Origin of the sequence: Halosolutus amylolyticus (assembly GCF_023566055.1) — an archaeon.
Classification (GTDB): domain Archaea; phylum Halobacteriota; class Halobacteria; order Halobacteriales; family Natrialbaceae; genus Halosolutus; species Halosolutus amylolyticus.
Genome location: NZ_JALIQP010000001.1, coordinates 671,852 through 692,149, shown reverse-complemented (window position 1 = coordinate 692,149; position 20,298 = coordinate 671,852). Strand labels below are relative to the sequence as shown.

General features: G+C 66.2%; 22 protein-coding genes and 1 pseudogene. 13 read left to right on the top strand and 10 right to left on the bottom strand.

Features of this window, described 5'->3' with window-relative positions; all coding sequences use genetic code 11:
* Window positions 1-6: 6 nt before the first annotated feature.
* The 4 genes from MUN73_RS03240 to larB form a co-directional block, all read right to left on the bottom strand.
* A complete protein-coding gene (locus MUN73_RS03240; RefSeq protein WP_250139014.1) occupies window positions 7-1,395 on the bottom strand; it encodes a phosphohexomutase domain-containing protein in 1,389 nt (462 codons plus the stop codon).
* An 80-nt stretch (window positions 1,396-1,475) separates the two neighbouring features.
* Entirely contained in the window at window positions 1,476-1,748 is a 273-nt protein-coding gene (locus MUN73_RS03235) for a GIY-YIG nuclease family protein (RefSeq protein ID WP_250139013.1), read from the bottom strand.
* An 83-nt stretch (window positions 1,749-1,831) separates the two neighbouring features.
* Window positions 1,832-1,981: a DUF7563 family protein gene (locus tag MUN73_RS03230; protein WP_250139012.1), complete on the bottom strand. Its 150-nt coding sequence runs from the start codon at window positions 1,979-1,981 to the stop codon at window positions 1,832-1,834.
* A 202-nt stretch (window positions 1,982-2,183) separates the two neighbouring features.
* On the bottom strand, window positions 2,184-2,942 hold the full coding sequence (gene larB / locus MUN73_RS03225; RefSeq protein ID WP_250139011.1) for a nickel pincer cofactor biosynthesis protein LarB: 759 nt from the start codon (window positions 2,940-2,942) through the stop codon (window positions 2,184-2,186).
* Window positions 2,943-3,220: 278 nt separating this feature from the next.
* Here larB and MUN73_RS03220 point away from each other — a divergent pair, with 278 nt between their 5' ends.
* Window positions 3,221-3,388 carry a DUF1931 family protein gene (locus MUN73_RS03220; protein ID WP_004267503.1) on the top strand — a complete coding sequence of 56 codons (168 nt, stop codon included), beginning with the start codon at window positions 3,221-3,223 and terminating at the stop codon, window positions 3,386-3,388.
* A gap of 252 nt (window positions 3,389-3,640) precedes the next feature.
* Here the strand turns inward: MUN73_RS03220 and fni are convergent, their stop codons facing one another.
* Window positions 3,641-4,699 (bottom strand): type 2 isopentenyl-diphosphate Delta-isomerase, encoded by a 1,059-nt coding sequence (gene fni, locus MUN73_RS03215; protein WP_250139010.1) that lies wholly within the window; start codon window positions 4,697-4,699, stop codon window positions 3,641-3,643.
* 121 nt (window positions 4,700-4,820) lie between these two features.
* Here fni and MUN73_RS03210 point away from each other — a divergent pair, with 121 nt between their 5' ends.
* Window positions 4,821-5,243, top strand: coding sequence for a hypothetical protein (locus tag MUN73_RS03210; RefSeq protein WP_250139009.1), 423 nt, complete (start codon window positions 4,821-4,823; stop codon window positions 5,241-5,243).
* Window positions 5,244-5,340: 97 nt separating this feature from the next.
* Entirely contained in the window at window positions 5,341-5,589 is a 249-nt protein-coding gene (locus MUN73_RS03205) for a hypothetical protein (RefSeq protein ID WP_250139008.1), read from the top strand.
* A gap of 88 nt (window positions 5,590-5,677) precedes the next feature.
* Here MUN73_RS03205 and rpiA read toward each other — a convergent pair whose 3' ends face one another.
* Entirely contained in the window at window positions 5,678-6,385 is a 708-nt protein-coding gene (gene rpiA, locus MUN73_RS03200) for a ribose-5-phosphate isomerase RpiA (RefSeq protein ID WP_250139007.1), read from the bottom strand.
* 121 nt (window positions 6,386-6,506) lie between these two features.
* Here rpiA and MUN73_RS03195 point away from each other — a divergent pair, with 121 nt between their 5' ends.
* The 3 genes from MUN73_RS03195 (at window position 6,507) to MUN73_RS03185 (ending at window position 9,134) form a co-directional block, all read left to right on the top strand.
* Window positions 6,507-7,325, top strand: coding sequence for an ABC transporter ATP-binding protein (locus MUN73_RS03195; RefSeq protein ID WP_250139006.1), 819 nt, complete (start codon window positions 6,507-6,509; stop codon window positions 7,323-7,325).
* Window positions 7,322-8,689: an ABC transporter permease gene (locus MUN73_RS03190; protein ID WP_250139005.1), complete on the top strand. Its 1,368-nt coding sequence runs from the start codon at window positions 7,322-7,324 to the stop codon at window positions 8,687-8,689. Before MUN73_RS03195 ends, MUN73_RS03190 begins: the two co-directional genes overlap by 4 nt.
* An 85-nt stretch (window positions 8,690-8,774) precedes the next feature.
* Window positions 8,775-9,134 (top strand): hypothetical protein, encoded by a 360-nt coding sequence (locus MUN73_RS03185; protein ID WP_250139004.1) that lies wholly within the window; start codon window positions 8,775-8,777, stop codon window positions 9,132-9,134.
* A gap of 260 nt (window positions 9,135-9,394) precedes the next feature.
* Here MUN73_RS03185 and MUN73_RS03180 read toward each other — a convergent pair whose 3' ends face one another.
* Window positions 9,395-9,964 (bottom strand): DUF5518 domain-containing protein, encoded by a 570-nt coding sequence (locus MUN73_RS03180; protein WP_250139003.1) that lies wholly within the window; start codon window positions 9,962-9,964, stop codon window positions 9,395-9,397.
* Window positions 9,965-10,159: 195 nt separating this feature from the next.
* On the bottom strand, window positions 10,160-11,314 hold the full coding sequence (locus MUN73_RS03175) for an AI-2E family transporter (protein ID WP_382181359.1): 1,155 nt from the start codon (window positions 11,312-11,314) through the stop codon (window positions 10,160-10,162).
* 144 nt (window positions 11,315-11,458) lie between these two features.
* Here MUN73_RS03175 and MUN73_RS03170 point away from each other — a divergent pair, with 144 nt between their 5' ends.
* From MUN73_RS03170 to MUN73_RS03145, 6 genes are all read left to right on the top strand, one after another.
* Window positions 11,459-12,589, top strand: a complete 1,131-nt coding sequence (locus MUN73_RS03170) for a thiamine ABC transporter substrate-binding protein (protein ID WP_250139002.1) — start codon at window positions 11,459-11,461, stop codon at window positions 12,587-12,589.
* Between the two features lie 4 nt (window positions 12,590-12,593).
* The gene (locus MUN73_RS03165; protein WP_250139001.1) at window positions 12,594-14,477 is read left to right on the top strand and encodes an ABC transporter permease; all 1,884 of its coding nucleotides are present in this window, start codon (window positions 12,594-12,596) and stop codon (window positions 14,475-14,477) included.
* A complete protein-coding gene (locus tag MUN73_RS03160; protein WP_250139000.1) occupies window positions 14,474-15,544 on the top strand; it encodes an ABC transporter ATP-binding protein in 1,071 nt (356 codons plus the stop codon). Before MUN73_RS03165 ends, MUN73_RS03160 begins: the two co-directional genes overlap by 4 nt.
* 123 nt (window positions 15,545-15,667) lie before the next feature.
* Window positions 15,668-15,979, top strand: a complete 312-nt coding sequence (locus MUN73_RS03155; RefSeq protein ID WP_250138999.1) for a carboxypeptidase-like regulatory domain-containing protein — start codon at window positions 15,668-15,670, stop codon at window positions 15,977-15,979.
* A 249-nt stretch (window positions 15,980-16,228) separates the two neighbouring features.
* Window positions 16,229-16,540, top strand: coding sequence for a DUF7521 family protein (locus tag MUN73_RS03150; RefSeq protein ID WP_250138998.1), 312 nt, complete (start codon window positions 16,229-16,231; stop codon window positions 16,538-16,540).
* Window positions 16,537-16,998, top strand: a complete 462-nt coding sequence (locus MUN73_RS03145; RefSeq protein WP_250138997.1) for an FAD synthase family protein — start codon at window positions 16,537-16,539, stop codon at window positions 16,996-16,998. Before MUN73_RS03150 ends, MUN73_RS03145 begins: the two co-directional genes overlap by 4 nt.
* Before the next feature lie 40 nt (window positions 16,999-17,038).
* On the opposite strand, the pseudogene MUN73_RS03140 reads toward MUN73_RS03145, so the two are convergent.
* A pseudogene (locus MUN73_RS03140) lies at window positions 17,039-18,601 on the bottom strand (ATP-dependent DNA helicase); the annotation flags it as partial.
* Window positions 18,602-18,983: 382 nt separating this feature from the next.
* On the opposite strand from MUN73_RS03140, the gene MUN73_RS03135 reads away from it, so the two are divergent.
* Window positions 18,984-19,415: a hypothetical protein gene (locus tag MUN73_RS03135; RefSeq protein ID WP_250138996.1), complete on the top strand. Its 432-nt coding sequence runs from the start codon at window positions 18,984-18,986 to the stop codon at window positions 19,413-19,415.
* Window positions 19,416-19,576: 161 nt separating this feature from the next.
* On the opposite strand, the gene MUN73_RS03130 is transcribed toward MUN73_RS03135, so the two are convergent.
* Window positions 19,577-20,179 carry a hypothetical protein gene (locus MUN73_RS03130; RefSeq protein WP_250138995.1) on the bottom strand — a complete coding sequence of 201 codons (603 nt, stop codon included), beginning with the start codon at window positions 20,177-20,179 and terminating at the stop codon, window positions 19,577-19,579.
* Between the last annotated feature and the right edge of the window lie 119 nt (window positions 20,180-20,298).

Sequence of the window (20,298 nt, the reverse complement as noted above, 5' to 3'; positions counted from 1 at the left end):
TACCAGTCAGACCAGCGGGTCGACCAGGTCCGCGCCCGCGTCGAGCAACTGCCGGACCCGTTCCTCGTCGGTCGCCTCCGCGTAGACCCGCAACACGGGTTCGGTGCCGCTGGGTCGGACCAGCACCCACGAACCGTCCGCGAGCAGGAGTTTGAACCCGTCGGCCGTGTTCACGTCCTCGACGTCGGTGCCCGCCACGGTCCCGGGAATCTCGTCCTCGAGATCGGCGAGCACCCGTTCTTTCCGATCGTCGGGGCAGTCGACGCTGACCTTGTCCTGGACGACGGTCCCGTGCTCCGCGAGGAGCCGATCGACCCGGTCGTCGATCGGGTCGTCGGCGTGCATCGCCGCCGCGAGCAGGGCGAGCAGGACGCCGTCCTTCTCGCGGACGTGGCCCCGGACGGTGAACCCGCCCGACTCCTCGCCGCCGATCAGTGCGTCGTGGTCGGCCATCGCCTGTGCGACCCACTTGAAGCCGACCGGTACCTCGTGGACGGCCTCGTCGTGGGCCTCGGCGACCCGATCGATCAGGTACGTCGTCGAGACCGATCGCACCGCAGGACCGGCCTCGCTCTCGAGCAGGTAGTCGTACAGCGCGGCGAAAAAGAGGTTCTCGTCGAGGGAGCCCCGCTCGGGCGTGACGACGGCGATCCGGTCGGCGTCGCCATCGTTGGCGATGCCGAGATCGGCGTCGCCGACGGTGACCCGTTCGACGAGGGTCTCCAGGTTCTCGGGGGCGGGTTCGGGTGCGCCGCCGCCGAAGTCGGGGTCCCGCTCGCAGCGTACCCGCTCGATGGTCGCGCCCGCGCGCTCGAGCAGTGGATCCGTGGTTCCCCGCCCGCTTCCGTGCATCGCGTCGTAGGCGATCGCCAGGCCGGTGAGATCGGTGTCGCCCGTGAGGTCCGCGACGAGGTCGATCGCGGCGTCGGCGTGTGGCGTGACGACGTCGACTTCCCGCGCCGTCCCGTGCTCGTCCGCGGGGAGCGGGTCGGGATCGGCGAGGCGATCGGCGATCGCGTCGGTCACGTCGGGCAGCGCCGGCGCGCCGTCGTCGGGGATGAACTTCACGCCGTTGTACTCGGGCGGATTGTGCGAAGCGGTGATCACGAGCGCACCGGCCAGGTCCCGCTCGACGATCGCGTGGGCGAACAGCGGCGTCGGGCGATCGCGCTCGGGGAGGAGCACGTCGAACCCGTTCGCACAGAGCACGCGGGTCAGTTCCTCCGCGAAGCCGCGGGAACTCTCGCGGGCGTCGTACCCGATCGCCACCGGGCCCGCGAGACCTTCGTCGTGGAGGTACGAGGCGACTGCTTGCCCGACCATGCGCACGCGCGGAGTGGTGAACTGCTCGAGGGGTGCCCGCCAGCCGTCGGTACCGAACGAGATCACGTCCATACACGGACGTCAATGGCAGTGGCGAAAAAAGCGGCGCTGACGTCCACCTGTGGAGTCGTGTGTCGGATCGACCCACCGAGTTACCGATCGTCGCCGTCGACCAGCCGTTCTTTCGCCGCCCGCGTCAACTGTTTGATCTCGTACTCGCGGGACATGGCCGCCGATCGCGTCCCGTAGGCCTCGCAGTACCGGAGTTCGACCGGCGTCCGACCGCGGGTGTACTTCGCACCTGCGCCGTCGTTGTGCTCGGCGAGTCGCCGATCGAGGTCGGTCGTGTAGCCGGTGTAGAAGGTGCCATCGGCACACTCGAGGACGTAAAGGACGTGGTCGCCGTCGGCCGAGCGGTCTGCCATCGACCGTCGGTACGGACGAGGGAGCAAAAAGCGGCTCGTCTGCGATGGGGGCGCGTGGTGGTTGGAGGCGGTTCGACGGCGATTCAGGTTCCGCGTGCGCGCTCTTTGGCGACTTCCGCGATCCCCGCATTGGCCGAGCAACTCGTACACGCGAGAATGTTCCCGCGTTCGTCGGCGAAGACGCGGGCGAACCGTTCGGAAACGTGCGCGCCGCAGTGGTCACATGTGGGCATGGTACACCGGCACGGGCCGGCAATCGTACCTACCCGGCACGAATTTAAAAAGTCTTTCCCAAACGCCGTTTGGATTTTTCCTACCGCAAGAATATCTTTCCGCTCTCCGCATCCACCGTACGGACTCCTGTACGGTACGTCAGTTCCGGTGCAACCGCGACCGCCCTGCGGTTGTGTCGGTAAATCGTTCCAGCAGACCGTCTCAGTCCCGTGCGTCGTCGATCGCCCGCGCGATCAGGACCGCCTGGGAGCCCGCGACGAAGCCGGCGTCGACGTTGACCACCGACAGCACCGTACACGACTGGAGCATCCCGGCCAGTGCCGCCTCACCGTCGCTCCCGAACCCGTAGCCGCTCGAGACGGGAACGCCGATAACGGGCGTATCGACGAGACCGGCGACGACCGTCGGCAAGGCTCCCTCGCGGCCGGCACAGACCACCAGCACGTCCGCGTCCCGGAGCCGATCGAGCTGGTCCAGAATCCGGTCGAGCGCGGCGACGCCGACGTCGTCGACCCGATCGACGGTCGCGCCGGCGTCCTCGCAGACGAGTTCGGCCTCGTCCGCGACCGGTCCGTCGACGGTCCCGCCCGTGGCGATCCCGATCGTCGCGTCGAGCGACGGCGGTTCGAACGCCGGCGTCCGAACGTGAACGGTCGAACTTCGCCGATCGACGGTGGCGTTCGGGAACGAATCGTCGAGCGCCGACTCGAGCGCGGCGACCTGTCGATCGGTGACGCGAGTGACGAGCGCTCGCCCGGTCGTCTCGAGTGCGGTCTCGACGAGGGCGACGACCTGTTCGGCCGACTTCCCCGCGGCGAAGATCCCTTCGGGAATGCCCCGACGTTGCTGTCGAGCCGCGTCGAATCGGCCCGCATCACCGGTGACGTACCCCTTGAGTTCGGCTTCGGCCTCGGCCGGCGACAGCGAGCCGTCGGCGACGGCCTCGAGGAGTTCGCGCATATCCCTCGTCGGAAGCCCACGTACTCGAATCCGTCGACCCGGCGGGCCGGTTTCGAGCCGCGCGAACTGTGCAACCGAACTGCGCGGGACCGACCGTAGGACCGCGCGCGAGCCAGATTTGCCCCGATCGCCGGGCCGATCGCGCGGTCAGAAACTCATCCGCAATATACTTTCCGGTGATTCCAGATCACGAAACGGTCGAATTGGGGGCTGGAACCCCCGTATTTCAGTGTGTAACCAAAGTTTTTATATAGGGGTAAGGGAAACGGATACATCGTATGGCAGACCTTATCGTCAAAGCCGCTGTGAAGGAAGCGCTCGATGACAAGAACGTCGCCTCGGACTTCTACGACGCACTCGACGAGGAAGTCGACGAGCTGCTCGAAGACGCCGCCCGACGTGCGGAAGCGAACGACCGGAAGACGGTCCAGCCCCGCGACCTGTAAGGTTCGCCACTCGAACACATTTTTATCGGACCCACGACGGCCAGCCGACGGCTCGGCGGTCACTGGCGCGTCGACGACGGGTACCGACGGCGATAGTAGCCGCTGAAAGTCAATGCACACCCGATCGCAGGGCGGGAGCGCGATTCGGAGCGAGCGAGAATCGCGGACAGTGCGATCAGTGTGTAACTCGTTTCAGCGGCTACTATCGGATCGCGAGCACTCCCTACGAATATCCGTGAGTGAAAACCGCAGTCAGCGCCGCTCGGCCAGGTACTCCTTCGTCCGCCCGAGGACGACGTACTCCGTTTCCCGAAGCTCCGCGATCGACGCCGCTCCCGTGACGAACATGGCAGTCCGGAGTTCCAGCGCGAGCGTCTCGATCAGGTCGACGACGGCGTCGGTGCCCTGCCCCGCCGGGCCGAGAAACGGCTTCGCGAGTCCGCCGGCACGGGCACCGAGCGCGATCGCCTTCGCGACGTCGAGACCGGATCGAACCCCGCCGCTCGCGACGACGCAGTTGTGGACCGCCGCCGCCTCAACGGTACTGACCGCGGTCGGGATTCCCCACGCGCGGAATCGCTTGCCGACCTGCTCCTGTCTGTCCGCGCCGACGGCGGCCGCCCGGTAGGACTCGATCCCGGACCACGTCGTCCCGCCCTTGCCGGCGACGTCGATCGCGTCGACGCCGGCGTCGGCGAGTCGCGTGGCCGTCGATCGCGAGATGCCGTTGCCGGTCTCCTTGACGATCACCGGCACCGAGAGGGCGTCGGCGACCCGCTCGATCGCGTCGAGACAGCCGCGAGCGTCGACGTCGCCCTCCGGCTGGACCGCTTCCTGCAGGAAGTTCAGGTGGATCGCCATCGCGTCGGCCTCGATCATCTCGACCGCCTCCTCGACGTCGGCGACGTCGTACTCTACGAGCTGGGCCGCACCGACGTTGCCGTACAGAAAGGCGTCGGGGGCGACGTCCCGGACGATCGTGTAGGACTCGACGAGGTCCTCGTCGTCCAGTTCGAGGCCGGCCCGCTGGCTCCCGACGCCCATCGCGATGCCGGTCCGCTGGGCGGCTTCGGCGAGCGCACGGTTGAGTTTCGTCGTGCTGGGGTGGCCGCCGGTCATGCTCTCGATGACGATCGGCGCGGCCAGTTCGTGGCCGAACAGCGTGGTCGTCGTGTCGATCTCGTCGCGGTGGATCTCGGGCAGGGCCTCGTGGACGAGGTCGATATCGGCGAACCCGGTCCCCGACGTCTCGACGTCTTCTTCTTCGATGATGCGAACGTGGTCGTCTTTGCGATCGGCTGTCTCGGGCATCGAATCGCTCTACCGGAACGGAGGGCAGAATCCGTTGAAAAGGTGTTCATTCGAACTGGCCGGGGAGGCGATCGCTGAAACCGAGGACCGCGTTTTTGCCGATCGACGGTGTAGCCCGCGTATGCTCCGGAAACTGCTGCTCGCGTTCGGCCTCGTCGAAATCGTCAAGCCGCGGCCGGTCATCGACGCCTGCGAGCGGGTCGGGCTCGCGAACCCGTCCGACGCACAGTTGCGCCCGTGGGCGCTCTGGGGCGCCCGTCTGGAAGGAGTCGTGTTCGTCTGGCTGCTCGCCCGCGGTCGGCAGGGTTCGACGGTCGTGGGCGTCCTGCTCGGCCTCGCCGGGATCGTGCTCGCACTCGTGCCGCGCCCGATCATCACGCTCAGTCAGCACCTCGTCTACGAGAACACCGACGACCTCGAGTTGAAACCGTGGATCGAGCCCGCCGCCCGGTTGCTCGGCGTGCTTTACCTGACCGTCGTCGCCCTCTCTCGGCGCGCCGACGCACCCGAAGACGCGGACCGTGCGAATCGATCGACCCGGTGAGCGGAGGCCGAGACCACTGCGTTCCCGAGAATCGAGTCGCCTGTCACGACAGCCCCCGGACAGAGACGGTTATGACCGCCGCCGGCGTACCCTCCGTATGTCTCCACGTTCCACCCTGGGTCCCAAGCGACGCAACCAGTCCGTGCTCGCGGAGGTCGCCGCGCTGGCCGATCGGATCGACGCGCTCGAGCGACAACAGCAACAGCTGAAACGGACGCTTCACGCCATAAGTCGCGAGGCAGGAGTTTCGATCGGCTCTCCCTGTGTGCGCTGTCACGGGAGCTACACGATCGTCAAGAACGGGTGCCTCTCCTGTCCGGCGTGCGGTTTCATGGAATCGCTCTGAGAGGCCTCGTACGGACTGCTGTCCGTCAGTTCCGGTGTACTCGCGTTCGTCCTGCAGTTGCACCGGGACATCGGTACAGTAGACCGTATCAGTACTGCCGAACCTCGACCCCGCCGTCGGTCCCCACGTAGGTCGCGTCCGCCAGCCCGACGAACAGGCCGTGATCGACGACGCCCGGGAGCGCCGACAGGCGATCGGCGAGTGTCGCAGGCTCCTCGATTTCGCCGAACGTACAGTCGAGCACCAGGTTCCCGTTGTCGGTGACGACCGGCCCGTCCTTGCGTTCGGCCGCCCGGAGCGACGGCTCACCGCCGAGGTCGCGGATTCGATCGGCCACGACGGTGTGAGCCGCGGGGAGCACTTCGAGCGGTACCGACCGCTCGAGCCGATCGGTCAGTTTCGACGGGTCGGCGACGACGACGAACCGATCGGCCGCCGAATCGACGAGTTTCTCGCGAGTGTGGGCCGCGCCCCCGCCTTTGACGAGCGTGCCGTGGGCGTCCGAACCGGGTGCGTCGACGACCGCGTCCGCGCCGTCGATCGCGAGATCGATCGACGCGACTGCATCGAGGCTCGTCAGGGGAATGCCCACCTCGAGGGCGAGTTTGCGGGACTGGAACGAGGTGGGGATTCCCTGGACTGCGAGGCCATCCCCGACCCGGCGGCCGATCGCCTCGATCGCGTACGCGGTCGTCGATCCAGTCCCGAGCCCGACGACGAAGCCGTCCTCGACGTCCTCAGCCGCCCGTTCGCCGGCGCGGCGCTTCGCCGCGTCCGTTCCGCCGTCCGTCTTCATGCTTCGACGAGCGAGCGGCGACGATAAAAACTTGTACCTCCGCGTTCGCCCGCGGCCGATCGCGTCTCGCGAAACGGGCGTTGGAAGAACCTTTTTCCATCCGGTTGTGGTCCCACCCTCCATGGCGAGTTCGGAGACGGCGGTCTCGCTGTCGAACGTCCGCAAGACCTACCAGGTCGGCCAGCCGGTTCACGCCCTCGACGGGATCAGTCTCGAGATTCCGCGCGGCTCCTACACCGCGATCATGGGGCCGAGCGGCTCCGGCAAGTCGACGCTGATGAACCTCGTGGGCTGTCTCGACACCCCGACCGAGGGCGAGGTCGTCGTCGACGGTCGCGACGTGAGCGGGCTCAGCGATCGCGAGCGGACCAGCCTCCGCGGGACCGAAGTCGGGTTCGTCTTCCAGACGTTCAACCTCATGCCCCGGCTGAACGCACTGGAAAACGTCGCGCTCCCGCAGCTGTTCCAGGGCGTGAGTCGGGACGATCGCCGCGATCGGGCCCGCGAACTGCTCGAACGGGTCGGCCTCGGGGACCGCGTCGATCACATGCCGAACGAACTCTCGGGCGGCCAGCGCCAGCGGGTCGCGCTCGCCCGGGCGCTGGTGAACGACCCCGCGATCGTGCTGGCCGACGAACCGTCGGGCAACCTGGACACCGACACCGAGGGGGAGATCCTCGACCTCTTCGCCGAGTTCCACGACGCAGGGACGACGATGGTCGTCGTCACGCACGAACGCCACGTCGCCGAGCGGGCCGAGCGGATCGTCCACCTGCTCGACGGGCGAATCGAACGGATCGAGGAACTGGGATCGGTGGGGCCGGACGACGACGGAGACCCGGCGATCGGCGACGACAGGGCGCCGACGGTCGACGGCGAAGAGAGCGGCGGCGGTCCGGCCGGTGAGCGAACGGGCGATCGCCGCGGAGGAGACGGATGAACCCGATCGAGAGTCTCCGGCTCTCGTGGCGATCGATCCGCGGTCACAAACTCCGATCGTCGCTGACGACGCTCGGGATCGTGATCGGGATCGCGGCGGTGATCGCCTTCGTGACGCTGGGTGCGAGCCTCCAGGCGGGGGTCATCGGCGACATCAGTCCCGACGACCAGCGCAACGTCTACGGCTGGGCGTCCGAACCCGGTACCGAGGGCGGGCCGCTCGCCGGGGCTCAGCCGGTGTTCAGCCAGGACGATCTCGACGCCCTGGAGGAGCGCGACGGCGTCGAGGCCGCCTACGGCTACATGCCGCTGTCGACGCAGGCGCTGGTGTACGAGGGGGAACTCTCGCCCCAGAGCGAGGCGCTGGTCGCGGCCGGCCCCTCCTACATCAGGAGCGACTCGCTCGACGAGGGCCGGCAGTTCGAGATGGGCGAACGCGAGGCGGTGATCAACCCCGCCGTGGCGAACCAGTTCGAGGAGAACGTCTCCGTGGGCGACGAACTCACGGTCGTCCTGCAGGGCGGCCAGCGGACGACCGTCACCGTCGTCGGGATCACCGACACCTCCGAGGGACTGAGTCCGTTCGAGGGGTTCGAACCCTCGCCGCGGGTCTACGTGCCGACGGACCCGTTCTACACCGAGCAGGCGGTCGGTGCGATGCCGGGATCGGACGACGGAGCGGGAGACGGACTCGGACCCGGATTCGGGCCGGGTACCGGGACGAACGAGTCCACCGCGGAACCGGGAACGAACGGGTCCACTACGACACCCGGTACCGGCGACGACGCGCTGTTCCTCGCGATCGTCGTCGAGGCCGAGTCGGCCGACAGCGCGGACGTCGAACGGGCCCGCGACAGCGCGACCGCCTACCTCGAGAGCGAGGAGTCCGACGCGGGGACGCTGATGGACGAGGCCGGACTCGAAGCGACCCTCCAGACGAGCGCGGAACTGCTCCAGCAACTCCAGGACGTGCTCGACCTGCTCCAGAACTTCATCGTCGGCATCGCGGCCATCTCCCTGCTGGTCGGTTCGATCGGCATCGCGAACATCATGCTCGTGAGCGTCACGGAACGCACCCGCGAGATCGGCATCATGAAAGCCGTGGGCGCGCAGAACCGGGCCGTTCTCGGCCTCTTCCTCTCGGAGGCGGTGATCCTCGGCGTGGTCGGGGCGATCCTCGGGACCGCGCTCGGACTCGTCGGGGGATACGTCGGCGCGTGGTACATCGGCCTGCCGCTGGTCTACCCCTACGAGTACGTCGTCCTCGCGATCGTCGTCGGGATCCTCGTCGGCGTGCTCTCCGGACTGTACCCGGCCTGGCGCGCGGCGCGTACGGATCCGATCGACGCACTCCGATACGAGTGACGGTCTCCGCCCCGTGACCGTCCGGACGGCCGACCGTTTGTGATACCGAGGAAGTTATTTACTCGTGATCGAGTAAGCAGTTCTGATGATGTGGCAAGATCTCGTCTTCATGATCGGAAGCAGCCTGTCGATCGTCTTTCTCGCGCCGACGCTGCGCGACGCGAACGCGAACGTCCCGCTGGGAACGAGTCTCCCGTCGATGGCGATCGGGTTCGTCTACGCGGCCACGTTCTTCACGCTCGGGATGACCTTCTCCGCCGCCGGCGCGCTCGCCGCTGGGTCGATGTGGACGCTGATCGCGACGTTCCGGTCCCCCGCGCGACTCTTCCCGGCCGACAGTCCGTCGCTGTTCGTTCGCAACGCGAAGCGGGTCCTTGGGCGGCGGCGATCCGGTCGGCCCGTGGCAGACCTGTACAGTTCGGACGAGCAGTCCACCGGTCACTGAGACGGATTCCGGTACGAACCGATCGAGCGACGTCTCGTTTCTGGCAATATCAGTCACAGAGCGACGGCGTCACGGCGAGAGCGCTGGCCGGCAATTTCGACCGCAGAGAAGGGGTACCTGGCAGGCACCACGCGACGCAGGTGATGATGTGGGGGTCGCGTGACCTGTGCTGTGGTGCGCTGCCGCACCCTCTCGTAGCGCTTCAGCGGAGAAACGAGTGCTCCCAAACTGCGTAGGGATCGACGACGCGTCCGGACTCGTCAGGACCGTTCCCGCTCGGTATCGCGATCGGCGTCGAACGCGGCGTCGGTCTCCTGTGGCTGGTCCTCCTCGCGATCGCGATCCAGTGACCCGTCCCCGGCCGGTCCGGGCGGGCGCGTCGGATCGATCGGTCCCGATCGATCCCGCCTCGAGCGATCGGTCCGCGAGAGCCCGATCGTGTCCCGGGTTCGCGTGCGCTGGTCGGGGTACTCCATCGCGAGGTACGCGCCCAGGTAGCCGCCCAGCAGCGACAGCCCGACGGTGTAGAGGAACACGATGGACGCGAACACGAGGACGACGACCGTCGCGACCGCGAAGCCTTCGATCGGGGCGGCCGCCACGCCCATCCCGAACCCGAGCACGCCGAGCGCGATGACCGCGATGCCGGCGATCGGGAGGAACGTGATGACGCCGGCGAGCGCGCCGACGATCGCACCCTCGCGGGGATTCGGTCCCTCGAGAAAGCCCGCGACGGCTCCGCCGACGACGGTCGAGAAGGGGATAAACGAAAGCACGACGCCAATGACGGCACCGATGATCGCGTTGATGACGGTTCGTTCGGTGGTCATAGTGGACGAAACGACGGGCAGCGTGAAAAGTAACGGTGGCTTCACAGGTTCGAGACCGGCCGTATCCACGGGTCCGGAGAACCCGGCGGTCGGACTTGGAAGGGGTCGAGCGAGTCATACGGATCGTTGTAACGTGTTCCCGGTGATCGCCGCTCCGGTCGGGCGATCACCGGAAACGGATCACAACAGACCGTATCAGTCGTCGGCGAAGCCGGACTCCTCGGCCTGGGTCGCGGGAGACGACTCGTCGGCGTCGCTCGGCGGATCGCCGGCCCCGGATTCGGCGAGTTCCGTGAACGTCACCTTGCCGTTGACCTCGGCGGCGAGCAGGTCGACCGCTTCGACAAAGACGGCGACGATCAGCGGGCCGACGACGACCCCGATCGCGCCGAGCGTGAACAGGCCGCCGGTGAAGCCGATAAAGTAGAGGCTTCCCGGGAGGCCGGCCGAGCGGCGGGCGAGCCGGGGCCGGACGGCGACGTCGGGGAGCCAGCCGACGATCACGAGACCGAGGACGCCGACGAGCGCCGCCGCGACGGGGTCGCCCGCGGTGACGTGATAGATCGCGATCGGAGCGATCAGGACGCTCGGCCCGACGATCGGGACGAACTGCATGATCGCGCCGATGAGCGCGAGGGTAAACGCCATGTCGTAGCCGAGGACGAGGAAGAACGGGTAGCCGACGGCGAACGTCGCGACCGACGACGCGAGCTGGAGGACGTAGATCGCGTACAGCGTCTCCCGGGCGCGCGTCGCCAGCGCGTAGACGATGTCACGATAGCCGCGGGGAACCGGCGCGACGGCGGCCCGACCGGCGGCGTCGCCCTTCAGCAGGAGCGCGAACAGCAGGATGACGAACAGCGCGAGCTTGATCGCGAGGACCGGCAGTGCCGACGCGAGAGACACCGCAGCCCCGCGCAGGTAGTCGATCGCGAGCGCCTGCACCGCACCGGCCTCGACCGTGTAGGTCACGTCGAGGACCGTGATCGGGAGTTCCCGCGGGAGATCGTCGACGACGGCGATGATCTCGTCGATTCGGAAGTACAGCGTCGCGACGATCGGCGAGAAGACGGCAACGACGCCGATGAACCCGACCAGCGTGGCCGCCAGAGCGGCCGTCCACTCGGTAAGCCCGCGCCTGACGAGCCAACCGTGAACCGGCATGAGGACGTACGCGACGGTCAGCGCGAACAGGATCGTCCCGAGCACCTCGAGGAGGATCGCTCCGGTGACGAGTCCGAGTCCCACGACGACGCCCGCCAGGACGTACCGGCGGGTCGCATCGGCAGGTGCGTCGCCGGCCCCAGAATCGGAATCGCCGCCCGGAGGATCGATCGGACTCGCGGTCACAACGGTGGATCTCAGTCGGAGCGTAAAACCCTTCGGACTCCGTGACCCGTCAGGTCGAGTGACAAACGGCGACCGTCGTTCGCTCGGCCGGAACGGCGACGGCCGACCACGACGCTTAAGATCACACAGTTGAACAACCGAGTAATGAGACGGCGAGCGTTTATCGGATCGGTCGGCGGCGGAGCGATCGCAGGCGTCGCCGGCTGTCTCACGCGCGACGGCGAGGACGAGGAACGACCGGCCAACGACACGGAAGACGGGGATCCGGAGCCAGACGACCCCGACCTCGAGGGGACTGTGACGGTGGCAACCTACGAGTCGATGGTCGACGGCGAGAACCCCGCCGGCCCGTGGCTCAAAGAGCAGTTCGAGGCGGAGTATCCCGACGCCGAACTCAAGTGGACCCTCCCCAACTCGGGGATCAACCAATACATCCGGCGCGAAGAGCAGGAGGCGGACCTCGACGCCGACGTCTACTTCGGGATCAACGTCGACGACCTCGCGCGGATCGACGACAACCTCTCGGACGGCGGCCTCTTTCGCGAACTCAACCTCGATCGCATCGATCGATCGGACCGCATCCGCGACGGGCTCGACGTGGGGGATCCGCACGGCCGCGTACTGACCTACGACACGGGGTACATCAGCCTCGTGTACGACGAGAGCGTGGTCGACGAACCGGGATCGTTCGACGACCTGACCGACCCCGAGTACGCGGACGCCCTGATCGCCCAGAACGCCCAGACCTCCGATCCCGGCCAGGCGTTCCTGCTGTGGACGATCGACGCCTACGGCGCGGACGGCTACCTCGACTACTGGCGGGACCTCGTGGACAACGGCGTCCGCATCATCGACGACTGGAGCGAATCCTACTACGGGGCCTACATGCAGGAAGAACGGCCGATGGTCGTCTCCTACTCGACCGACCAGGTGTTCGCCGCGGACGAGGGCTACGACATGAGCCGCCACCAGATCGCGTTCCTGAACGATCAGGGGTACGCCAACCCCGAGACGATGGGGATCTTCGAGCGCGCCTCGGAGGTCGATCTCGGCTACGCGTTCCTCGATTTCGTCCTCTCGAACGACGCCCAGGCCGAGATCGCCCAGCGAAACGTCCAGTTCCCCGCCGTCGCGGACGAGTTCGTCGACCTCGACGAATCGTTCGACCAGTACGCCCACGAGCCGCCGGAAGCGGTGACCGTCGGCTACGACCAACTGCGGGGCAACCTCGACGGATGGGTCGACGACTGGGCGCGGGAGTTCGCCAGCCAGTAGCGCCGTGTTCCGATCGGGTCGACTCGACGGGGGCCGCGACTGGCTCGCACGCCACGCGCTCTCGCTGACGGCGCTCGCGACGGCGGGCGTCCTCGGTGTCATGCTGTATCTCCCCGTCGGCGTCGTCTTCGTCGACGCCGTCGTCGACGACGGAGTGCCGACGCTCGCGGCGTTCCACGACGTACTAACCGATCCGTTCTACGTCGGCGTTCTCGCCGACGTCTTCGCCGACCCGCTCGCGATCGGGAGTCACCTCGGCGCGCTCGTGGGCTGGCTCGGCACCTTCTCCGTCTCGCTCTCGATCGCGTCCCCGATCCCCGGCGTCGGGCTCCCGGTCCCGTGGCCGACGATCGACACGCCCGGCGTCCGCATGGGGCTGTTCGGCTTTACAGCCTACCAGGCGGCGCTCTCGACGATCGCGAGCGTCGCGCTCGGACTGCCCGCCGCCTACGTGCTCGCGAACTACGAGTTCCGCGGCCGGCGGACCCTCCGATCGCTGACGATCCTCCCCTTTGTCCTTCCCGGAATCATGGTCGCGGTCGGCTTCTACGCGATGTTCGGCCGCACGGGAACGCTCAACACCCTGCTCGGACTCGGGGGGATCGGCCCGATTCCCATCATCGAGTGGAACCCGCTGGCGATCGTGATCGTCGCCCACGCCTTCTACAACGCGCCGCTTGTCGCCCGGGTCACGGTCGCCGCCTGGGAGTCCGTCGACGTCCGAACGGTCGAAACCGCCCGCAGCCTCGGGGCGAGCGAGCGCCGCGCGTTCCTCGACGTGGTCGTCCCGCAGCTCCGGCCGGCCGTCCTCACCGGCGCGTTGCTCACGTTCATCTTCACGTTCATGACGTTCCCGATCGTGCTCGCGCTGGGCGGCCTTCAGCTCGCGACCGTCGAGGTCTGGATCTACGATCGGGTCCAGCGGCTGGCCTACACCGAGGCCGCGACGCTCGCGGTCCTCGAGACGATCCTCTCGCTCGCCCTGACTTACGCCTACCTCCGGTACGAGTCCGCCCAGTCCGGGCTGGCCAGGGCCGCGTCGCCGCCGGATCGGGAGCCGCTCTTCCCGACCGTTCGATCCGCGCTTTCCCCCCGCCGTCTCGCGATCGTCGGCTACGGACTCGTCGCCCTGGTCGTCTTCGTCGGTCCGATGGCGAGTCTCGTGATCGGGAGCGTCACGGACGGGAGCGGGTTCACACTTCGTCACTTCGGGTTCCTGCTCGAACGCCAGTTCGAGGGTGAATCGTTCCAGACCAAGCCGCTGCCGGCTATCCGGAACTCGCTGCTGTTCGGGCTGGGAACGCTCGCGATCGCCGTCCCGATGGGGGTCGTGATCTCGGTGCTGACCGCGCGTGCGGGTCGGACCGGGACGATCGTCGACACCCTCGCGATGGTTCCGCTCGCAGTCAGCGGGATCGTCTTCGGGATCGGCCTCCTGCAGGGGCTGGTCTTCGGCATCCCCCTGCCCGGCGGCTGGCGGCTCCAGGTGACCGGCGCGGTCGCCATCGTCGCCGCCCACGCCGTCGCGGCCTACCCCTTCGTCACGCGGAACGTCTCGCCGCTGCTCGCGTCCCTCGACCCCGCGATGGTCGAGTCCGCGCGGGCGCTCGGCGCCTCGCGCTACCGGGCGCTGCTGGACGTCGAACTCCCGCTCGTCGCCAGCGGGATCGTCGCCGGCGCCGCCTTCGCCTTCGCCATCTCGATCGGGGAGTTCTCTTCGACGGTGATTTTGGCCAGCGGGACCGATTCCTACACGATGCCGGTGGCCGTCGAACGCTATCTGGGACGCCGATCGGGCCCCGCGATCGCCATGGGGACCGTCCTGCTCGTCGTCACCGCCGCGAGTTTCGTCGTCGTCGATCGGGTCGGCGGGAGGTTCGAACGGTGACCGAACTCCGTCTCGCGGGCGTCTCGAAGCGGTACGGGACGGGCACGGGCGAGACCGTCGCGCTCCGGGACGTCGATCTCACCGTCCGCGACGGGGAGTTTTTCACCCTCGTCGGCCCCTCCGGCTGCGGGAAGACGACGACCCTCCGGACGATCGCCGGGTTCGAGGCGCCCACGACCGGGCGCATCCGGTTCGACGGCGAGGAGATGACCGGCGTCCCGCCCGAGGATCGCGACGTCGGCGTCGTCTTCCAGAGCTACGCGCTCTTCCCGCACATGAGCGTCGCCGAGAACGTGGGCTACGGCCTGCGCTTCCGGGAGCCGCCCGCGGGAACGACCGTCGACGAGCGCGTCGCCGAGTTGCTCGACCTGGTCGATCTCGCGGGGATGGGCGATCGGAGCCCGGATCAGCTCTCGGGCGGGCAGCGCCAGCGGGTCGCGCTCGCCCGCGCGCTCGCGCCGGCCCCCGATCTACTCTTGCTCGACGAGCCGATGAGCGCGCTCGACGCGCAACTCCGGGAGTCGCTTCGCCGCCAGATCGTCCGGATCCAGTCCGAACTCGGGATCACCACCGTCTACGTCACCCACGACCAGGCGGAGGCGCTGGCGATCTCCGATCGGGTCGCCGTGATGAACGACGGCCGTGTCGAACAGGTCGCGACGCCGCAGACCCTCTATCGCGAACCCGCGACGCGGTTCGTCGCCGAGTTCGTCGGGGACAACAACGTCTTCGACGGCACGGTTCGGGACCACGGTGGCGACGGACAGGGTCGGGACGGGGACCACGCGCGGGTCGCCGTCGGCGACGAGACGTTCACGCTGCCAGCCCTCCCCGCAGGGACCGATCGGGCGACGTTCTGCGTGCGCCCGGGCGCGCTCTCGCGGTCGGCCGATCGCAATCGGTTCGCCGTCACCGTCGAGACCAGCGAATTCCTCGGGGAGACGGTCCGGGTCAACGGCCGGTGGAACGGCACCCCGATCGTCCTCCAGTTGCCCGCGGTACCCGAAAGCGACGAACTGAGGGTCGGGTTCGAACCCGAGGACGCCCACGTCGTCGACCTGGCGTGAGCGATCGCCTGCAGGGCCGGATCGAATCAGTGCGGGGCTGGATCGGCAGATCCTCGCGCCGACGCGATCGAACACGGAACCTGCAGGCGGTGCCTTTTCCACGTGGTCGTGGTAGCAACCCACATGCACGTTACCCGTCAGCTCCGGCTCGAGGTCGAACGGAGAGAGATAGCGGCCGGAACGCCGATCACGATTCGCGTCCGCGATGCGCAGGGTCGGCCGATCGAGAACGCGCTCGTCGACACCGAGACGAAGTCGGCGCGGACGGACGACCGGGGGCTGTGCCGACTCCGGTTCGATTCGCCCGGCTTCTGGAAGCTCACCGCGGCGAAAGCGCCGACCGATCGCGTGGCGTACGATCCGGTCTCGACGCTCGTCCGGGTCGTGCCGAACGAAGCGTCGCTCCGGCCCCGTCGGCGGGTCGGCGCGCGGTAACCGCTCGGGGCGCGATCGGCACTCGGGACGGGACCGGAACCGGCCCCGTCGGCGCCACAGGGTCGTTTTCACATAGCCACCCGAACCTGTTCGGGACAATTCCGTTGCCGTGGGAAATCGGAACGGTACTAAAGTACGGCGAGGGAGGCCTAGCCAGTAACGCGATCGCGACGCTGGCATCGGCCACCGCCGGCAACGAGACTGCGACGGCGGCGGCCGACCAGCGAGCGGCCGGCGGAACGACGATCCATGAACGAATACACGCTCCTCATCGCGGCAGGGAACACGGCGACGCTCGTCACCGGCGGGGCCGTCGCGACGCTCGCCTACCGGGCCTTCCGGCGAACCGGTTCACCCGCGCTTCGCGCGCTCGCTCTCGGTTTCGCCTGCATCGTCCTCGGCTCGGTCGTCGGCGGTGCCATCCACTTGCTCGGCGGGAACGTGGGCCTCGGCGTCGCCGCCCAGAGTTCGGCGACCGCGGGCGGGTTCGGGGTCCTGCTGTACTCGCTGTTCGTCGATCGATCGACCACGGAGACCATCTCGGTCCGGTGGTCGGGATGACCGACCGGACCCGCGTCGTCGCGATGGGTACCTTCGACCTCCTCCACCCCGGCCACGTCCACTACCTCGAGGAGGCGGCGTCGATGGGCGACGAACTCCACGTCGTCGTCGCGAACTCGGCGACCGTCACGCACAAATCGCCCCCGATCGTCCCGGACGAGCAACGGCGGGACGTCGTCGCGGCGCTCGAGGCCGTCGATCACGCCCGCGTCGGCCACCAGGAAGACTTCTCGGTCCCGATCCGGGCGATCGATCCCGACGTGCTCGTGCTCGGCCACGACCAGCACCACGGCGAGGACGAAGTCGCGGGAATGCTCGACTCGTGGGGGATCGACTGCCGGGTCGAACGAGCGAGCGCGAAGGAGCCCGCGGACGGCGAGATTCTCTCGAGCAGTGCGATCAAAGAGCGGATCCGGAATCGGCGGGAACGGATGCCGGCGATGCAAAGCGACGACTAACGACGAGCGGATCGAGGACCGAAACGGCGAGCGACGGCGATCAGGAGCGTCGCGATCGGAATCGATCGAGGCCGTGCTCGAGCATGTCGGGACTCACGGCCTGGAACTCGCCGTCGTCGGGGAGATAGGGTCGAACGGAGTCCCAGCTATCGCGGGCGTAGCGCTCGTCGAGCAGGACCCGGACGCCCACGTCCTCCGGCGATCGGATGACTCGTCCGATCGCCTGGCGCGCTTTTCGTACTGCGGGGATCGTCAGCGCGTAGACGAATCCGTCGCCGAACTCGTCGTCGTAGGCCCGGCGGACGGCCTTCGTTCGGGGGCTCGAGGTGTTGACGATCGGGACGCCGCAGACGACCGCGGCCGCGAGTCGATCGCCGCTGTAGTCGACACCCTCCGTCAGGGTTCCCCGGAGGCTGGTCACGAGCACCTTGCCGTCGCCGGCGAAGAATTCGGCCTTGAGCGACTGGGTCGTCTCGTCGTCGCTGGCGGCGTCGAGGAGGACGGGTTTGTCGACGCGGTCCTCGAGCACGCCTGCGGCCCACTCCGCCTCCGCGTAGCTGGGCATCCCGACGAGGACGTTCCCGGGGACGCGAGCGACCTTCGCGATGGCGTCGGCGTAGTGGGTTCGGGTCGGGTTCGTCTCCTCCGGACTGCCGCGATTGTCGTAGGTGAATTTTGGCGCGGCGACGGCGAAGCTCTCGCGGTTTTCTGCGGGGAAGTGCAGGCCGTAGCGGCGTTCGACGACCGGCCTGTCCTCCTCGCTCGCGAGGTACTGGAGTCCCGTCACCTCGGTGAAGGCCTCGATCGGTTCGAGCGTCGCGCTCATCAGGATCCCGCCGCCGAACTGGCCGAGTCGATCGCCGATCGCGTCGCTGGGGACGCAGTTGTGCAGGGCGAGCCTGGCGGTGTAGGCCCGCCGCCACGAGTCCGGCGGTTCGGTCTCGTCCCACGTGCGTTCGAGGTCGATCTCCCGGAAGTAATCGGTGTGACCGCAGCGGTACCACTCGCCGAGGACGCGGCCGACGGTCGGCGCGGCGCGGGTGCGCTCCTCGTCTTCGGCCTCGTTCAGGATCCGCGCGACGACGGCCCCGACGGCCTCGACGCGGACCCAGTCGACGTCGCCGTAGCCGGCTCCGCGCGCCCACTCCGTGATCTCGTCTTCCGCGGGTTCTCCCGGGTCGCGGAGCGGGATCTCCTCGTCGTCAAGGTCGGTGAGGTCCGACTCCCAGCCGCGATAGTGTCGATCCAGATAGGCCGTCACCCGCCGATCGAGTTCGGCCCGGAGGTCCCGGACGAACTCGAGGGTGCGCTCGAGTTCGTCGTACGAGACGTCGCTGTCGTTCAGTTCCGCCCGGACGAGGTCCGCGTTGGCGGTCTTCGACCCGCCCTCGGCCCGGCGACCCTCACGTTCGAACCTGATCGGCTGGATGACCCGCGAGAGTTCGGTCTCGGCGTCTCGAAGCGTGGCGTCGGCGACCCCGTCGCTGACGAGGTCGCGCACGCGCGGTTCGAGCATGTGGGCCTCGTCGCAGACGACGAACGTCGAGTCGTCGAGCAACGCGCCGGTAAACGCCGTGGTCGTGGTCGGATCGAACGCGTGGTAGCGTGACTCTGATCTACTAGTAGCTAACTGGACTTTCAATACAGAACCAGATTTCAAGCTCTGTCACAGTACTTCGAACCCGTTGCCTTCTGCGGGTCTATCTTGTACACTATTACCTTTCCAAGGGCAGGTGAGTCCTATTGAGCACTCTCTTCAGTGAGTGTCCGACCAGTTCACTACTATAAGTAGTTGGTAGTGCGATTTCTTTATCCAGTGGACGCCGTGAAATTCGCGTTCAGTACAGGTAGTTGATTGACCACTCTGATTACTATATGGTTGGACGTCTGTCGCGGAGATGGTGAACTAGACAATCCCTGTAGCAAAAGTGTAAAATCTTCTATGTGCGTGTGAACTATTTGGTCAAACAAGATGGATAGTGAGTATGGAGAAATACACAGAAATTTCACCCGCGATCATGATGACTTTACATGAGCAACTCGATTCTGACCAGCAAACAGTTGCGCACGTAGGTCCAGATCCCGCTAGCTGGGGCTCAGGGATGAGACGCCCACGTGTAATTCATATCCCAATTGTTTCCATTAATGCAGGTGACGCTGTTTTAGTAGGACGTATTTTTGAAGAAGGGGCAAGTCTGGAAGCATATGATTGTGAAATTTCGGAAAGGCCTGTAAAAACAACTGGATGTGAGATGGCTGCCGAATTGATAGAAAAAGAATTAACTGGGATATCTTACGATGAAGGGCCTATACCCGTTGAATTCGAAGGCGACAAGGAAGTTATGGAGGAAATAGTAAATGAATTGGACACTTCTGATGAAGATATTGATGTGATGTATAGAAGTGCTAGCTCATAAACACTACTTATCCTAATAAATATTATATCTTGAGAAGCGGATTGTTGATCGGGTAGAGCAGACTATAGATGCGTAACAAGCAACGGAGATACCCCGACACGATCTGGCAGTTTCAGATTTAGGCGAGAGACTGAATAAAGAAAACGCGCTACTATCTACTGCTACGGAAAGTCAGGAAAATCGCCATCACGTTGGTAGACGTGCGCTGGCTGGTATCGATAACCCTCGGCGATATTCTCATCGTTGGTTACTTTCACCAGTTCTGTCTGCGGGAACGGTTCCTCAATGCGTTCTCCACCTCGGACAATATATGCCATCTTTCCGAGGATGTCATTTGACTCTGCAAAGGTGTCGTCTTCAGTTACGTAGTCTATGAATTTCTCCGCTTTTTCAGATGTCGGGTCTGGCTCGATTATGACATCTGTAATGTATCCTTTGTATGCGACCATCTCTCCTAATCGATAATAGAGAGGAAGTCGGCCGTGGGCCTCAACACCCATAGCAACTGTCTTCCAGACACTATTCGACCGATGGGTGACCGCTTCAAACTCCACAGTCTCTTCTAACCGCGTCTCATAATTTTTCGCTAACACCGCGACATCAGTGCGGCTCGTGAATTCACGCTGTAGTTTTGTCTTGGGCTGGCGTTGATTGCGATCAAGGGTTGATCGATCTAATTCCTTCGCCGCATCTAAATGCTGCATCATGTCCGCGACTGTTTCCTTTCCCTCCCCAGCCGATGGTTGCGTTGAGTGGTCACCCATGAAGTCAACTCAGATATGTTTCTATTACATAATAACTCCACTGGGCACCATATACTCTGTCCAGAAACTGTTCTGTAAATTCTATGCGTAGTCGGTGATTTTCGGTTAATCAGCCATCT

Bases quoted from the DNA above. Each gene is read 5' to 3' on its own strand.
- MUN73_RS03240 (WP_250139014.1), bottom strand. From the start codon at position 1,395: ATGGACGTGATCTCGTTCGGTACCGACGGCTGGCGGGCACCCCTCGAG.
- MUN73_RS03235 (WP_250139013.1), bottom strand. From the start codon at position 1,748: ATGGCAGACCGCTCGGCCGACGGCGACCACGTCCTTTACGTCCTCGAG.
- MUN73_RS03230 (WP_250139012.1), bottom strand. From the start codon at position 1,981: ATGCCCACATGTGACCACTGCGGCGCGCACGTTTCCGAACGGTTCGCC.
- larB (WP_250139011.1), bottom strand. From the start codon at position 2,942: ATGCGCGAACTCCTCGAGGCCGTCGCCGACGGCTCGCTGTCGCCGGCC.
- MUN73_RS03220 (WP_004267503.1), top strand. From the start codon at position 3,221: ATGGCAGACCTTATCGTCAAAGCCGCTGTGAAGGAAGCGCTCGATGAC.
- fni (WP_250139010.1), bottom strand. From the start codon at position 4,699: ATGCCCGAGACAGCCGATCGCAAAGACGACCACGTTCGCATCATCGAA.
- MUN73_RS03210 (WP_250139009.1), top strand. From the start codon at position 4,821: ATGCTCCGGAAACTGCTGCTCGCGTTCGGCCTCGTCGAAATCGTCAAG.
- MUN73_RS03205 (WP_250139008.1), top strand. From the start codon at position 5,341: ATGTCTCCACGTTCCACCCTGGGTCCCAAGCGACGCAACCAGTCCGTG.
- rpiA (WP_250139007.1), bottom strand. From the start codon at position 6,385: ATGAAGACGGACGGCGGAACGGACGCGGCGAAGCGCCGCGCCGGCGAA.
- MUN73_RS03195 (WP_250139006.1), top strand. From the start codon at position 6,507: ATGGCGAGTTCGGAGACGGCGGTCTCGCTGTCGAACGTCCGCAAGACC.
- MUN73_RS03190 (WP_250139005.1), top strand. From the start codon at position 7,322: ATGAACCCGATCGAGAGTCTCCGGCTCTCGTGGCGATCGATCCGCGGT.
- MUN73_RS03185 (WP_250139004.1), top strand. From the start codon at position 8,775: ATGATGTGGCAAGATCTCGTCTTCATGATCGGAAGCAGCCTGTCGATC.
- MUN73_RS03180 (WP_250139003.1), bottom strand. From the start codon at position 9,964: ATGACCACCGAACGAACCGTCATCAACGCGATCATCGGTGCCGTCATT.
- MUN73_RS03170 (WP_250139002.1), top strand. From the start codon at position 11,459: ATGAGACGGCGAGCGTTTATCGGATCGGTCGGCGGCGGAGCGATCGCA.
- MUN73_RS03155 (WP_250138999.1), top strand. From the start codon at position 15,668: ATGCACGTTACCCGTCAGCTCCGGCTCGAGGTCGAACGGAGAGAGATA.
- MUN73_RS03150 (WP_250138998.1), top strand. From the start codon at position 16,229: ATGAACGAATACACGCTCCTCATCGCGGCAGGGAACACGGCGACGCTC.
- MUN73_RS03145 (WP_250138997.1), top strand. From the start codon at position 16,537: ATGACCGACCGGACCCGCGTCGTCGCGATGGGTACCTTCGACCTCCTC.
- MUN73_RS03135 (WP_250138996.1), top strand. From the start codon at position 18,984: ATGGAGAAATACACAGAAATTTCACCCGCGATCATGATGACTTTACAT.
- MUN73_RS03130 (WP_250138995.1), bottom strand. From the start codon at position 20,179: ATGGGTGACCACTCAACGCAACCATCGGCTGGGGAGGGAAAGGAAACA.